The sequence below is a fragment of the Roseibaca sp. Y0-43 genome, from assembly GCF_020667835.1.
Taxonomy (GTDB): Bacteria; Pseudomonadota; Alphaproteobacteria; order Rhodobacterales; family Rhodobacteraceae; genus Roseinatronobacter.
Window position 1 is genome coordinate 1 of the sequence record NZ_JAFMPR010000022.1, and the last position, 12,175, is coordinate 12,175.

The 12,175-nt window shown below is 52.5% G+C and carries 11 protein-coding genes and 3 pseudogenes; 7 read left to right on the forward strand and 7 right to left on the reverse strand.

Annotation, left to right across the window (positions count from 1 at the left end; all coding sequences use genetic code 11):
* Positions 1-224 precede the first annotated feature (224 nt).
* The 4 genes and pseudogenes from J1C52_RS14685 to J1C52_RS14700 all read right to left on the reverse strand — a co-directional run bounded on the left by J1C52_RS14685 (position 225) and on the right by J1C52_RS14700 (position 2,961).
* Entirely contained in the window at positions 225-980 is a 756-nt protein-coding gene (locus J1C52_RS14685) for a sugar transferase (RefSeq protein ID WP_227428683.1), read from the reverse strand.
* 193 nt (positions 981-1,173) lie between these two features.
* A pseudogene (locus tag J1C52_RS14690) lies at positions 1,174-1,473 on the reverse strand (transposase); the annotation flags it as partial.
* 59 nt (positions 1,474-1,532) lie between these two features.
* Positions 1,533-1,745: pseudogene (locus J1C52_RS14695) on the reverse strand (DDE-type integrase/transposase/recombinase); the annotation flags it as partial.
* Positions 1,746-1,807: 62 nt separating this feature from the next.
* Positions 1,808-2,961, reverse strand: a protein-coding gene (locus J1C52_RS14700) for an IS3 family transposase (RefSeq protein WP_227428684.1) whose coding sequence is annotated in 2 segments (ribosomal slippage) — positions 1,808-2,709 and positions 2,709-2,961 — 1,155 coding nt in all. Because the reading frame shifts where the segments join, the coding sequence is not laid out codon by codon here.
* Positions 2,962-3,240: 279 nt separating this feature from the next.
* Here J1C52_RS14700 and J1C52_RS14705 point away from each other — a divergent pair.
* Positions 3,241-4,512, forward strand: coding sequence for a pilus assembly protein TadG-related protein (locus tag J1C52_RS14705; protein WP_227428685.1), 1,272 nt, complete (start codon positions 3,241-3,243; stop codon positions 4,510-4,512).
* A gap of 27 nt (positions 4,513-4,539) precedes the next feature.
* On the opposite strand, the gene J1C52_RS14710 is transcribed toward J1C52_RS14705, so the two are convergent.
* The 3 genes from J1C52_RS14710 to J1C52_RS14720 are packed head-to-tail and all read right to left on the reverse strand — an operon-like array spanning position 4,540 to position 7,973.
* Complete coding sequence (locus J1C52_RS14710) at positions 4,540-5,487, reverse strand: type II secretion system F family protein (protein ID WP_227428686.1); 948 nt, start codon at positions 5,485-5,487, stop codon at positions 4,540-4,542.
* Positions 5,488-5,506: 19 nt separating this feature from the next.
* A complete protein-coding gene (locus J1C52_RS14715) occupies positions 5,507-6,505 on the reverse strand; it encodes a type II secretion system F family protein (protein WP_227428687.1) in 999 nt (332 codons plus the stop codon).
* Positions 6,477-7,973 carry a CpaF family protein gene (locus J1C52_RS14720; RefSeq protein WP_227428688.1) on the reverse strand — a complete coding sequence of 499 codons (1,497 nt, stop codon included), beginning with the start codon at positions 7,971-7,973 and terminating at the stop codon, positions 6,477-6,479. Before J1C52_RS14720 ends, J1C52_RS14715 begins: the two co-directional genes overlap by 29 nt.
* Positions 7,974-8,199: 226 nt before the next feature.
* On the opposite strand from J1C52_RS14720, the pseudogene J1C52_RS14725 reads away from it, so the two are divergent.
* The 6 genes and pseudogenes from J1C52_RS14725 to J1C52_RS14750 all read left to right on the forward strand — a co-directional run.
* Positions 8,200-8,325: pseudogene (locus tag J1C52_RS14725) on the forward strand (IS3 family transposase); the annotation flags it as partial.
* 327 nt (positions 8,326-8,652) lie between these two features.
* On the forward strand, positions 8,653-8,832 hold the full coding sequence (locus J1C52_RS14730; protein WP_227428689.1) for a Flp family type IVb pilin: 180 nt from the start codon (positions 8,653-8,655) through the stop codon (positions 8,830-8,832).
* Positions 8,833-9,141: 309 nt separating this feature from the next.
* The gene (cpaB, locus tag J1C52_RS14735) at positions 9,142-9,891 is read left to right on the forward strand and encodes a Flp pilus assembly protein CpaB (protein WP_227428690.1); all 750 of its coding nucleotides are present in this window, start codon (positions 9,142-9,144) and stop codon (positions 9,889-9,891) included.
* 29 nt (positions 9,892-9,920) lie between these two features.
* The gene (locus J1C52_RS14740; protein ID WP_227428691.1) at positions 9,921-11,180 is read left to right on the forward strand and encodes an AAA family ATPase; all 1,260 of its coding nucleotides are present in this window, start codon (positions 9,921-9,923) and stop codon (positions 11,178-11,180) included.
* A complete protein-coding gene (locus J1C52_RS14745) occupies positions 11,171-11,641 on the forward strand; it encodes a TadE/TadG family type IV pilus assembly protein (protein ID WP_227428692.1) in 471 nt (156 codons plus the stop codon). The genes J1C52_RS14740 and J1C52_RS14745 overlap by 10 nt, the downstream gene beginning before the upstream one ends.
* A gap of 8 nt (positions 11,642-11,649) precedes the next feature.
* A complete protein-coding gene (locus J1C52_RS14750; RefSeq protein WP_227428693.1) occupies positions 11,650-12,063 on the forward strand; it encodes a TadE/TadG family type IV pilus assembly protein in 414 nt (137 codons plus the stop codon).
* Positions 12,064-12,175 lie beyond the last annotated feature (112 nt).

The window sequence follows — 12,175 nt, forward strand, 5'->3', positions numbered from 1 at the left end:
CTATGGCGCGGCTTCTCTCGCCTCGCCGATATTGTCATCGGCTTCGAAGCTGCACGGGCGACGCGACGCAGCCAAACTTGTGGGTAATTGAAAGCTTCGGCGGATGCTTACTCTGAATTTCACTGATTCTCGAGCCTAGTTAGGTTTCCGATTCTTCATGTGGGTCGTCCATTCATCATTCGCTACAGCTAAACAATTGGTCGGAAATCCTGCTATCACGTTTTTCAATGGCCGGTGGCCGCCACCACGGCAACAAAGGTCGCCAGCAAAATACGCAGATCTTTCTGAGGTGAGAGGGTTTCGACATAGCGTCTGTCAATTTCGGCGCGCATCTCGAAACTGTCGCTATTGCGCGCGGTAACCTGCCACAAACCACTCAGGCCTGGACGCACCGCAAGATAGGCAGAAGGATGTAGATAAAACCGCAACTGGTCTGGCAGCATTGGACGGGGTCCTACCAGGCTCATGTCTCCTTTGAGCACATTGACCAGTTGCGGCAGCTCATCCAGAGATGTTCTACGAATGAACCGACCTATGGGCGTGATGCGCGGGTCGTTCTTCAACTTTTGGGTCAAGGCCCATTCACGTTTCAGAGCCGGGTCAGCGTCGAGATAAGCAGTCAGTATTTGCTCCGCATCAGCGACCATGCTGCGCAATTTCAGCATCCGGAAATGTCGTCCACCCTTGCCTATACGGGGCTGAACATAGAATGGCTTGCCATTCTCCAACCATAACACAAGTGTAAGAAGCACCAGAATTGGCAGCACAGCGATTAGGACTAGAGCTGCAACCAAGATGTCAATCCCGCGCTTCAGCCCCTGCGCATACCGCGACTGAAGCTTGTCCAACCGTACAGGTCTTGCCGGCAAATGGCTGTTCGCCAAGATTGATGCGGGCTCCAGAGACGCCGAGCTGACGCGAACAGCCCGAATGGGATCATCAATCTGAGCGGGTTGGATGCTTCTGGTATGACTGGTCATGGTTTACCCCAATGTTTCGGTTGAGTCATGATTTCGCTACGTTGTTCGCGACCCAATCTGTATTTGGAGGGCCCCCGTTGCCATATTTTGCGCGTTGCGGACAATTTTTTGCGATATGAAGCCAAATTGAACGCGCGATCGATCTTGAGCACGAAATCAGGTGTTGAGCTTTGCGCAGGAGCTCGGCCTACCGCGTCTTGCGACCGAGCTGGCGTTCGAGCTCCCGGATCCGGTCTTCCATCTGGCGAACAACCTTGTTGCTGGTCACGTCGTCGTCTTCGGTCACGGCGACACTCCCCCCTTCGAGCATTACACGGCGCCAACGATACAGCAGGTTCGGCGCAACACCATTGCGGCGCGCAACCACCGAGATGCGGGTCCGCTCGTCCAGCGTCTCCTCGACAATTCTCAGCTTTTCAGCGGCAGACCAGTGGCGCCGACGGCCGCCATCGGTGATGATTTCAATCTCAGAAATAAGCGCGTGCTCAGGCATATGCCTAAGCCTACATGGTTATGCCAAAGTGACCGGTCGAAACAGGGGCCAGTTCAGACCTGTTCCAAAGCATCGAGGACAAAGTCCGTTTTGCCAGACTGCGAACCCCGCCAATCGACGACGCGATCAGCGAATGTGTCTATGAAAAAGGCCACATATACAATGCCTTGCCAGGTTCACACGTAGGTAAAATCACTGACCCACACCGTATTTGGCACACGCGCCCGGAACTGACGGTTCACCTTGTTTCGCGGACAGGGTGCTGACGTGTTTAATGTTCAAAAGTCCCATGTATTGAGCTACTCCCCAATCGTTGGACAGGATCTGGCGTAAATTAAGCTACTCTTTGCACCTGCTGATCGGGTTGGGTTTCATTTTTTCTCAGCCAATATTCCACGGCTGGCGGTCTGCCGCCAAGGGCCGAGTGGGGCCGCTGGTGGTTGTAGAAGGTCATCCATTTCCGGATGCCCGCCTTCGCTTCTGACCCGGTTTCCCAAGCGTGCAGGTACACGCATTCGTATTTCAGCGTCCGCCACAGTCGCTCGATGAAGATATTGTCGAGGAACCGGCCTTTTCCATCCATTGAGATGCGCACGCCGGATCGGCGCAAGCGGTCCGTCCAAGCGAAGGACGTGAACTGGCTGCCCTGGTCCGTGTTCATGATCTCGGGCGAGCCGAACTTGTGGAGGGCCTCGTTCAGCGCCTCGACGCAGAAGTCGGCCTCCAGCGTGTTCGAGATCCGCCAGAACAAAACCTTGCGCGTGTACCAGTCCATGATCGCCACCAGATAGAGGAACCCGCGGCGCATCGGCAGGTAGGTGATGTCCGAGCACCAGACCTGGTTCGGCCGATCCACACGCAGACCTCTCAGCAGGTAGGGATAGCTCTTGTGTCCCTTTGCCGGCCTGCTGGTGTTGGGCTTCTGGTAGATCGGCATAAGGCCCATCAGGCGCATCAGCCGACGTATCCGCTTCTCGTTCACGAGGTGCCCGTCGTTGCGCAGATGCCAGGTCATCTGCCGGACGCCGAAGAACGGCGTTTCCAGGAATTGCTCGTCGATCCGCCGCATCAAGCCGAGGTTCCGCTCGGTCTCGCCCTTCGGCGTATAATAGAAGGACGAGCGCGCGATCGACAGCAGCTTGCACTGCTGACCAATCGACAGATCCGGGTGATCAGGCTCGATCATGCCGCGCCTCACTTCCCGCCCCAGGGCTTGAGCTTTCGTTCCAAAAAAGAGTTGGCCACCGCCAGCTCCCCGATCTTGGCGTGCAGTTCTTTCACCTGCTCCTCATCAATCTCGGGCTTCTTGCGACCGCCGCGCTCGAACACGCCGGACGCGCCCTCCAGCAGCGCACGTTTCCATTGGTGGATCATCGTCGGATGGATCCCGAACCGGCTCGCCAGCTCGGCGGCGGTCTCCTCGCCCTTCAGGGCCTCCAGCGCGACCTTCGCCTTGAACTCGGGCGCGTGCTGCTTGCGTTTCGACATCTCTGATCTCCTTCTCGTCAAAGATCAGCAGACTGCAATTCGTAGCTTATGTCAGTGTCCGAATTTCGGGGGGTAGCTCATATATCGTTCCAATGTTCCCCACTGCGCATGGTGTCGGGGAAACTCACATGGGGCAATTCTCAATGGTAATTATTTCGCTAACCGGACACTTCTGGGTGGAAACTAACACCCGTCCACTTTTTCAGGGCAGGATATGCATAGACGAAACGCCGCCATTGCAATACTAATCGAGCTCAATCACTTTGTGGAGCGCGCCAGATGAAGGTTCATTTTCAAAATAACGAACACGGCGGAATCGCAATTATCTCAGCGCTGATGCTTCCAGTTTTGATCGGTGCCGCCGCATTGGCGGTGGAAACTGGATACTGGTTTATGATCCAGCGCAATATCCAGTCTGCTGCAGACATGGCGGCTTATAGCGCTGCTCTCAGATTGGTGCAAGGCGACACCGAAACTCTAGCGCGCGAAGGTGCCGTAAATGTGGCATATGGCAATGGCTTGCCAAGATCGACAGGACAGGTTGAGGTTGCTTTCTTAAACACAGACTATGTTGAAGTTGTCGTGACAGATACGCGGAACCGTTTTTTCACACGCATTTTCCTTGATCAGGAAATCGCGTTGTCCGCGCGGGCAGTCGCGCGAATTAGAACAAATAATGCTCAACGTGGCGTGCCAGTTTGTATGTTGTCTCTTTCCCCGGATGCAAATCGGGCTGTGAAGCTGGACGGAGCTGCGCAGATCACGCTTCAGGGGTGTGCGCTTGAAGCCCTGTCGACGTCATCGTCAGCCTTTTTGAGCAGTGGATCGTCTGTTCTCACGGCCGCCTGCGTCAACCTTGGCGGCGGCGCAGAGGGGAATCCTGTCATACTTACTGAATGTGACCAGATCGGACTCAATACTTCGGTGCGTGATATTCCACGAGCATTACTCGACATGCCGGATATTCTCGATCCACATAATGTCCCGGCATATGGTTCAGGCCGAGTACGAAACGAAACCCTTACGCCGCAGGATATCAGCCATCCCAGCGGCCTGCCGATGATACGTTTCAGAGGAGGGGTCAGGTTTCAAGGAAACGTGGTTATGCAATCTGGGGTCTATATCTTTGACGGTGGCCAATTCACTACCCAAGGAGCAACGAACATCGACGCTAGCGCCGGAGTGGTAATTTACCTCATGAACGGCGCCAGACTAAATTTTGATAACAACACATCCGCGAATATGCGGGCGATGCAATATGGTCCTTGGGCAAATGTCTTGGTCTTTGACAGTCAAGATTCCGACAGTCGTCAAACCCATGTTATTGTAGGGGCACGGTTGATCGGCGCTGTTTACACGCCCTATGCACTGATGGAGTTTGGTGGCGGGACAGGCGTTGACGATGGTTGCTTTATGTTAATCGCGGACCGGTTTAGGTTCACCGGCTCTGCAAACCTGACCTCTGACTGCATTTCTTCCAACTTCGATCTGGACGCGTTTTACACCGGCGATGTGTCGGCGGGTGAGACGCTCATCGATCTGGTGGAATAATCCATGAGAGTGGGCAGTGATAACCACTCAAAACTCTAAAACCTGAATTATTGCCGGACTAAGTATAACGACGAACAGAGCTGGAAGAAAGAATAGGATCATCGGTACTGTCAATCGTGCAGGTAGCGCAGCAGCTTTTTTTTCGGCAGCTGCCAAGCGCGTGCGCCTGCTTTCAGCCGCAAGCGCATTGAGGGTGGCACCAAGAGCCATTCCGTATCTTTCTGCCTGTGCAAGTGCAACGGTAACTTCTCGAACACTGCTCAAATTCACTCGATCCCCTAAGTTCTCCAAAGCAGTACGACGGTTCTGAAAATAGATCAACTCGGCAAGCGTAATCGCAAATTCATCCGCAATTTCTGACGAAATAGGCCTGATTTCCTGTATCACTTTAGCCATTGCCGCCTCGAGCCCCAAACCGGAGTCAATGCATAGCTGCATCAATACCAATGTGTCGGGCCATGCACGTTTGATGCGTTCCTGACGGCGCAAAGTAGTGTTCTTCAAAAACAGCTCGGGACTCCAGAAAGACGCTAGAGAAAGAACAATTGTAAGTAATAGAAGCGCGAAAAAGTTTAATTTTGCCGATATTACTAGATCAAGATAATTCCAAAACAAGGGAAACATTATGAGCGGTATTACAAATTTTGCCAACATAAAGATCACTAAGTGCTTCGGGGCATGATAGCCACCACGGCGCAAGCGACGCGACAAATCTGGCGTTACGATCTTCGAAAGGCGCTGCATTGGGCTATACAGGGATATATACCAAGTTGATTCCTCCTCTGGACTTTGTAAACTCAATTTTTGAAGATCATCGCCCTCAATCGAAACGGGCGTTTTAGTGCGCTTTTCGTCAGAGATTTTCCTGACCCGATCGTGTAAGCGGTCAGGAAATAAACGGTCCCACTGGATCGCCAAAATAAAAAGACTTATAGCAATAAAAATTAGAAGAACAGTCAAGGAATTTTCTGTCATGACCGCTTCCTATTCATACTCATGAATCGAAGGAAATCATGCTTCGCATGATTTGCACACCCAATAACATCCATAGCCCAGCACCAGTTATCGCGATCAGACCTGGTTTCGTCGTGAACAACATGGACACATATTCTGGGCTGACCACGAACAACAGTCCGGCGACAAGAATAGGCAAAGATCCAATAATTGTCGCTGATGAACGCGCCTCTTGGCTCATGATCTGCACCTTGTCGACAAGTTCTCGGCGTTTGCGAAGCGTTTCCGCAAGCGTGTCAAGCATATCTGCAAGTCCGCCTCCGGTTTGTGATTGGAGCCCGATCACGATTGTGAAGAAGCGCACTTCTTCAAGTGGAATCTTTTCCGCCATTCGTTTGAGCGCTTTGTCGATCGGCATCCCGATAGCATAGTCGTTCAAGACAGTTCGAAAAACGTTGGCGACTTCCGGACGGCTTTCGGATGCGACTAGTGCAACGCATTCCATCATGGGCAAGCCTGCCCTGAGGCCGCGGATGATTTGGTCAAGCGCAGCGGGGAACTCTCGGGCAAAGCGCTTCAGCCAACGTGCTCGTAGATAAGACCGCAATGAAAGCGGGGCAAGTATTCCCATTATTACGGCAAGGATTGCCGAAAGTATGCTGTCAAAACCCGAGCTATGGATAATTATCCATGTTATGAAGGACAATGCAAAACCACCAAGCACGAAAACTGGCAAATGCTCTCTCTTTCGGAAAAGCACTCTGAGGTTCGACTTCGGTCTGCTAGTGTCAAGACCGCCATCTGGCGCCGCTGCGGTACTGTCGCTAGCCACGGCACGGGCCTCATACCGTCGCTGTATCATCATCGTCTGCCGAGCGCGCCTTGCCAGCAGCCGCCTCTGATATGCTCTGCTAATCAAAAAACCAAGTATACCCGCAAAGATCGTTCCAGTCAGGGCCAACAACGGCAGCGATGTGCTAAATGCCATCAATACTTCCTGGGATGCGCGCTCAATCATACTTACCGTTTTTTCTTTCATCCAGACCATCCTGCACCAGCGCGCCCATCAGATTTTTGCTCTCCCCATAATAGGCGGCGCGCTCCAGGAGAGCGCCTCTTGGTGCATTCACTGCAACGTGCCGTCCCGTGATACGCTCTGCTGATTGCTCTCCGCCCATATCATAGGTCAACAGAGTATTAAGCTTTGCCCCTTCTACTTTTAGGTCCACCACTTCTGCAATTTGGGTGACGCGACGCGTTCCATCTCGCATCCGCTGCAGGCTAACGATGACATCAATCGTATCGACAAACATTTTTTCAATTATCTCCGGGCTCAATGACCCATAACCCATTGTGACGAGAGCGGTGATCCTTGAAAAGGCTTCTTCGGGAGTGTTTGCATGAAGGGTGCCCATAGATCCATCGTGGCCTGTGTTCATCGCCTGTAGCAGGTCAAAAGCCTCGGGACCGCGAACTTCGCCTACAACGATCCGGTCGGGACGCATACGCAAGCAGTTCCTGACCAAGTCACGCATCGTGATTTCACCCTTGCGTTCGATATTGGGGGGGCGCGTTTCAAGCCGCACCACGTGCGGCTGGGATAGTTGCAACTCGGCCGTGTCCTCACAGGTTACAATACGTTCGCCCGGTTCGATAAATCCAGCCATAACGTTCAGCAGTGTCGTCTTGCCCGATCCAGTTCCGCCAACGACAATCAGGTTACAACGTGTCCTTGCGATGATGCGCAGCAATTCAGCACCGCCAGCCGAAATCGTGCCAAGATCGACCATCTGATTTATTGTGACCATATCCTTACGAAAACGCCGGATTGTCAGCGCCGGACCATGAAGACTTATCGGCGGCACAATAACATTGACACGCGAGCCGTCCTTCAGACGCGCATCGCAGATCGGGCTGGATTCATCTACACGTCGGCCGACAAGACTGACAATACGTTGGCATACATTGTAAAGCTGCTCGTTATCACGAAAACGCACATCAGTGCGCTTCATGACACCATCAACCTCTATATAAATTGGTTCTGTTCCGTATACCATTATGTCAGATACGTTATCTTTAGACAGGAAACGTTCTAGCGGCCCGAAACCAAGCATATCGTCGCTGATTTCATCAAGAAGTACTTGCTCTTCTGTCGCAGTCAATTTCAGCTTTTCGGTGATGACAATATCGTTCAACAAATGTGCGATATGCGCCCGGCCCGCTGGAACATCCATCCGGAGCAGTTGCGCCGCATCGATCACCTCAACAAGCCGAGCAAAGACAAGCCGCTTCAATTCCCGCACACTATCCGCTGACGATGCGCCTACGCCTTGGATGACAGGGTCTCGTTCATAAGCGTCAGTGTTAGCACGCGGTGTGCGGCCTGTTGGCTGGCTTATGCTTGGTTTTTGCAGGTCGTCTTTTGATCCAGCAGTCTTCTTTCCAAACATAATAACCTTGCTCCCGACGCACCAGTTACACACCAGCAAAGGGCTGAGGCGAGCCATGTGCGTCACCTGCTGACATGTAATCACGTTCACCTATTCTTGCCTATGTATCAAGGGTCTAATGAGGTGCTCGCCGCGCGTAACCATGATCTAACGATTTACGCAACTTCAAGTGATCTGATCTCGGACTTCTGGGATTGCGTTCGGTAATCTGAGCTGCTCCTCGATTTGTAGACGCTTTGTCCTCTAACTTTGACGTAGGTTGAGTCGCCCCGGGTTTGTCGGCGACGCGTGCAAAAAGTTGGAGCCTTGGCATAGATACCATAACGAGGAACGGCCACACGGTGCGATCGGCAACAAAGCCCCAAGCACGCTGACGAAATCAGGGGGCATCACCAGCCTTTCGCCTTGATGAAGGCGAAATTCTCTCATTAAAGGCGGTCCAACGTTGGGGATGGGATCAAGGGAAAACAGATACGACTTACGAGCGGGCCTGAAAATGGGGGCGGGTCACACGAAGCCATGCGCAGCATCTTTGATGCTGCGAGGTTGCTGATGCCAACAGCATGCATCTAAGGCGCGGCAGCCATGTGCCCTGCGCAACTCTAACAGCATGAAATTTTGATATAAATCAAAGTCAATTTTACCAAATCCCATATGATAACTTTCGACGCGGACGAGGTGTTCGCGTGGTGAGCGCTACAGGTGGCGCCACTTGGAGACACCAGGAGACTATAGAATGCTGACCATCATGAAATCCTTCCTGAAAGACGAGAGCGGCGCGACGGCAATTGAGTACGGCCTGATCGCCGGATTGGTCGCCGTAGCCATCATTGGCGGGCTGACCGCACTTGGTGTTGACCTAACGGCACTTTTCACCGGTGTCAGCACCGAACTTCAGAACGCGACACCTGATTGATGTGCCTGGGTCGTGTTTGAGATCGTCGCTTTCTTGGATCTCGCGCCTACTTTGCAATCAAAGTTTCAAGCGTGAGAAGTTCAGACTGCGCATGCCTTCCAATCTGTGAGGTTGGGAGGCACTTTCCTGTGCCGCGTGAGGGGCTTTCAAATGGTTCAGCAGTTCGATTATCCTAAGACTTGTGACTTCCGGAAGTGTTCGGATACTGACGTGCAAAAATAAGTCTCTGAATAGAATGAGACACCCGCCTGTGGATGAGGTAAGTCAAAGCCACTGAAACAGCGTGTGCGGACCACAAGAGGTGTTGCCATGATCCGAGCCTTGCTTCTGATACTGGCCTTGGCTGCCGCTGGAGCGGCGATCTGGTTGTATGCGCAGCGGCCAGTAACAGAGCCTGATCAGCAAACTGAAATTGTGCCTGAAGCTATGCCCGAACCGGTAGTTCCTATGATAACCATTCTTGCCGCGAACAGGGATCTCTTGGCAGGCGAAACAGTCACGCGTGATAGCCTCGCCTGGATCGACTGGCCCGAAGAATTTGCACTTTATTCATTTGTAACAGAAGACTCACTCCCCGGGGGGCTTGAAACTTTTGTAGGCTGGCAAACGACAGAAGTCTGGCAGCAAGGAGAACCTGTGGTGCGCAGCGCGCTTCGTGAACCGGGCAACAGTCCTATCTCCGAAACACTCGCACCTGGCATGCGTGCCATTGCTGTTCGTGTCACGATCGAAGCCACCGCAGGTGGCTTCGTCGTCCCGGGCGATCGTGTTGATGTCATACACACGCGGATGCCGGCAACTGAAGAACAAACCATAAGTCGTGTTATCGCGTCGAATGTTCGCGTCATCGCGTTGGACCAGACCACCGAGAGAAAAGAAGAACAAGTAGTTATCGCCGAGCGTACTGCGACGCTAGAACTTGATCGTGAGCAGGTGGAAAACGTTACTGCTGCGGAGCAAACCGGTAGTCTTTCATTGGCCTTGCGTTCAGTATTGGACCAAATGGAAGACCCACTACCATCACCGCCTGATATCCGAATCCGTCGTGGGGGCGAGTAAAGGCTTTCATTAAGAAAGTAAGAAGCGACATGAAACACTCTCATGAGAGTTTTGACGCAGACGAGAACGGTAGCGAACCGTCACTTCTTCTGCCGGGAGTACGTGTGGAGATATTTTCCGAATATCCCCAGACCGTGCAGGTTTTGCGTCGCGTCCAGCGTAATCGCTCTTTTTCGCGTATGACTTGGCGCTTTCGTTCAGGCGGCCTCGGGGCGGCCATAGAAGAGTTCAAAAATCGTGCGTCGCCGGATCTCTTGATAATTGAAAGCGATGAAGACAACGAAAACCTTTTGCCTGCCATAGAGCGCCTATCGCTTGAATGTGGGAGCAACACCGAAGCTTTTGTGATCGGTGCGGGTGCTGCCAACGAGGTGGAATTATTAAGGAGTTTGCTCAAAAAAGGCGTAAGCGACTATCTGCCAGCTCCAATCAGCTATGATCAGGTGGTCACATCCATCACTGACCTGTTCAAAGATCGTAGTGACCTGAAGCTAGGCAAGACTACCGCTTTCATAGGTGCCGGGGGAGGAACCGGATCGTCGACGATAGCCCAGAACGTCGCGGTTGCAATGTCGCGCGTGACCGACAAAAATGTTTTATTGGCAGATCTCGACCCACAATTTGGCACCGTTGGCCTGAGCTTCGGAGCAGATGACGCGTATTCAATAACAGATGCGCTCCGGAGAGGCGGGAGCATTGATGACGTCTTCATCCAGCGCATCACCCAGCAAATAGAACCGAAACTTGGATTGCTGACTGTTAGCCCTACCATCGACAACATGCCGACGACTCCTTCTAGGGCAATGAGAGGCATTCTGGACACTGCCAATAACCTTCCGGTTCATCTGATACTGGACATGACGCATGTCTGGACTCCACGCACCAAGCATACAATTTGTCGTGCAGATAATGTTGTTATCACAACCATGCCGACTTTGGCCGGGTTGCGCAATGCGCGCGATATCTTGCGCGTACTTAGGAGGATTCGTCCTATGGACCCACTTCCGATCTTGGTTCTGAACAAAACTAAGCTGCCCAAACGCTGCGAAGTCACTGAGGCCGATTTCCGTAAGGCGCTTGAATTGGATCATATCTTCAGCATCCCATATGATGCTCGGCTATTCAGCAAAGCACAGGCGAGAGGTGAGTCAGTCGTTCATATGGATGAGGGTGCGCGTGTATCTGAACGGATCATCAAGCTGTCGCGCATGCTGAACGGCGAAAGGAATGCACCTGATGTTCGCTCGCTCAGCCAACGTTTGGCTGCCCGGCTTCGTAAATGGTGGTGAGCGTGTTTCGCCGATTCATCTGTCACGAGGCCGGTGTTTCAGCAGTTGAACTTGCGCTCATCGCGCCATTTGTCCTGACAGCATTATTGTTCATGATGGATCTTGGTGTGGCGATCCATCAGAGAATGGCAATCAACTATATCTTGCGTCTCGGTGGAGAGGCCGCGATGCGTGGCGCAGGCCCCGAGCAGTTGGTTGAGACCTTGGACCAAGCAGTCTTGGATCATGCAACTGCCCGCATGGATACTCTTCAAATTGCGCCCCCGAGATGGATATGCCGTTGTTCCGGTGCTGACGATGTCATCGTGCCTTGCAGCCAGAACTGCGCCTCGGGTCGCCCGCCGAATTCCTATGTGGAACTCAGCGCCGAGATGCCTTACCGCAGCCTAGTGATGGGTGATCGTTTGAACATCACACTACGGGGTAATCTGCAACTTCAGGTAATTGATGGGCCACTATGAAGAGGCTCATGCTCCAATGGATGTCTGATCAAAAATCAGAGTTCCTGAAAAATGAGAAAGCAGGAGCGTTGGAGTTTGCCTTGACGATCCTGATTGCAATTCCTTTGCTTGTCGGCACCATAGAGACGGGTCGGTTTCTGCATACTCAAAATGCTTTGAGCTATCTGGCAGATACATCCGCGCGCAGCGCTTTTCTGGCTACAAGCAACTCAGACTTGTCGATGGAAGAATTTGAGGCCACCCTCCTAGCAGACCTCGAAGCGCGTGCAGTAGGGCTGAATTCTAACCGTTTATCCGTAATAGTCATAGAACAAAACGCAAGCTTGCGACTCGAACTGGCTTATACATTCGATTTTCTCATACCTCTTGTTTCCATTTCGAACATCACCCTAAGAGAAGCACGGACAGTACCTTTGAATTGAGCGTAAGCGTTCGCAGGGGCTTGAAGTTACCCACAAGTTGGGCCAAGTCCCAGACAGGTGGCCATATTTAGGGTTGACCTGCCTGAATCTAGCGTGATTCGTTCTCTGGCAC

What these genes read in the sequence shown, in the direction of transcription:
- J1C52_RS14750 (WP_227428693.1), top strand. Translation starts at nt 11,650, where the DNA reads ATGCTCCAATGGATGTCTGATCAAAAATCAGAGTTCCTGAAAAATGAG.
- cpaB (WP_227428690.1), top strand. Translation starts at nt 9,142, where the DNA reads ATGATCCGAGCCTTGCTTCTGATACTGGCCTTGGCTGCCGCTGGAGCG.
- J1C52_RS14740 (WP_227428691.1), top strand. Translation starts at nt 9,921, where the DNA reads ATGAAACACTCTCATGAGAGTTTTGACGCAGACGAGAACGGTAGCGAA.
- J1C52_RS14705 (WP_227428685.1), top strand. Translation starts at nt 3,241, where the DNA reads ATGAAGGTTCATTTTCAAAATAACGAACACGGCGGAATCGCAATTATC.
- J1C52_RS14715 (WP_227428687.1), bottom strand. Translation starts at nt 6,505, where the DNA reads ATGAAAGAAAAAACGGTAAGTATGATTGAGCGCGCATCCCAGGAAGTA.
- J1C52_RS14730 (WP_227428689.1), top strand. Translation starts at nt 8,653, where the DNA reads ATGCTGACCATCATGAAATCCTTCCTGAAAGACGAGAGCGGCGCGACG.
- J1C52_RS14745 (WP_227428692.1), top strand. Translation starts at nt 11,171, where the DNA reads ATGGTGGTGAGCGTGTTTCGCCGATTCATCTGTCACGAGGCCGGTGTT.
- J1C52_RS14720 (WP_227428688.1), bottom strand. Translation starts at nt 7,973, where the DNA reads ATGGCTCGCCTCAGCCCTTTGCTGGTGTGTAACTGGTGCGTCGGGAGC.
- J1C52_RS14685 (WP_227428683.1), bottom strand. Translation starts at nt 980, where the DNA reads ATGACCAGTCATACCAGAAGCATCCAACCCGCTCAGATTGATGATCCC.
- J1C52_RS14710 (WP_227428686.1), bottom strand. Translation starts at nt 5,487, where the DNA reads ATGACAGAAAATTCCTTGACTGTTCTTCTAATTTTTATTGCTATAAGT.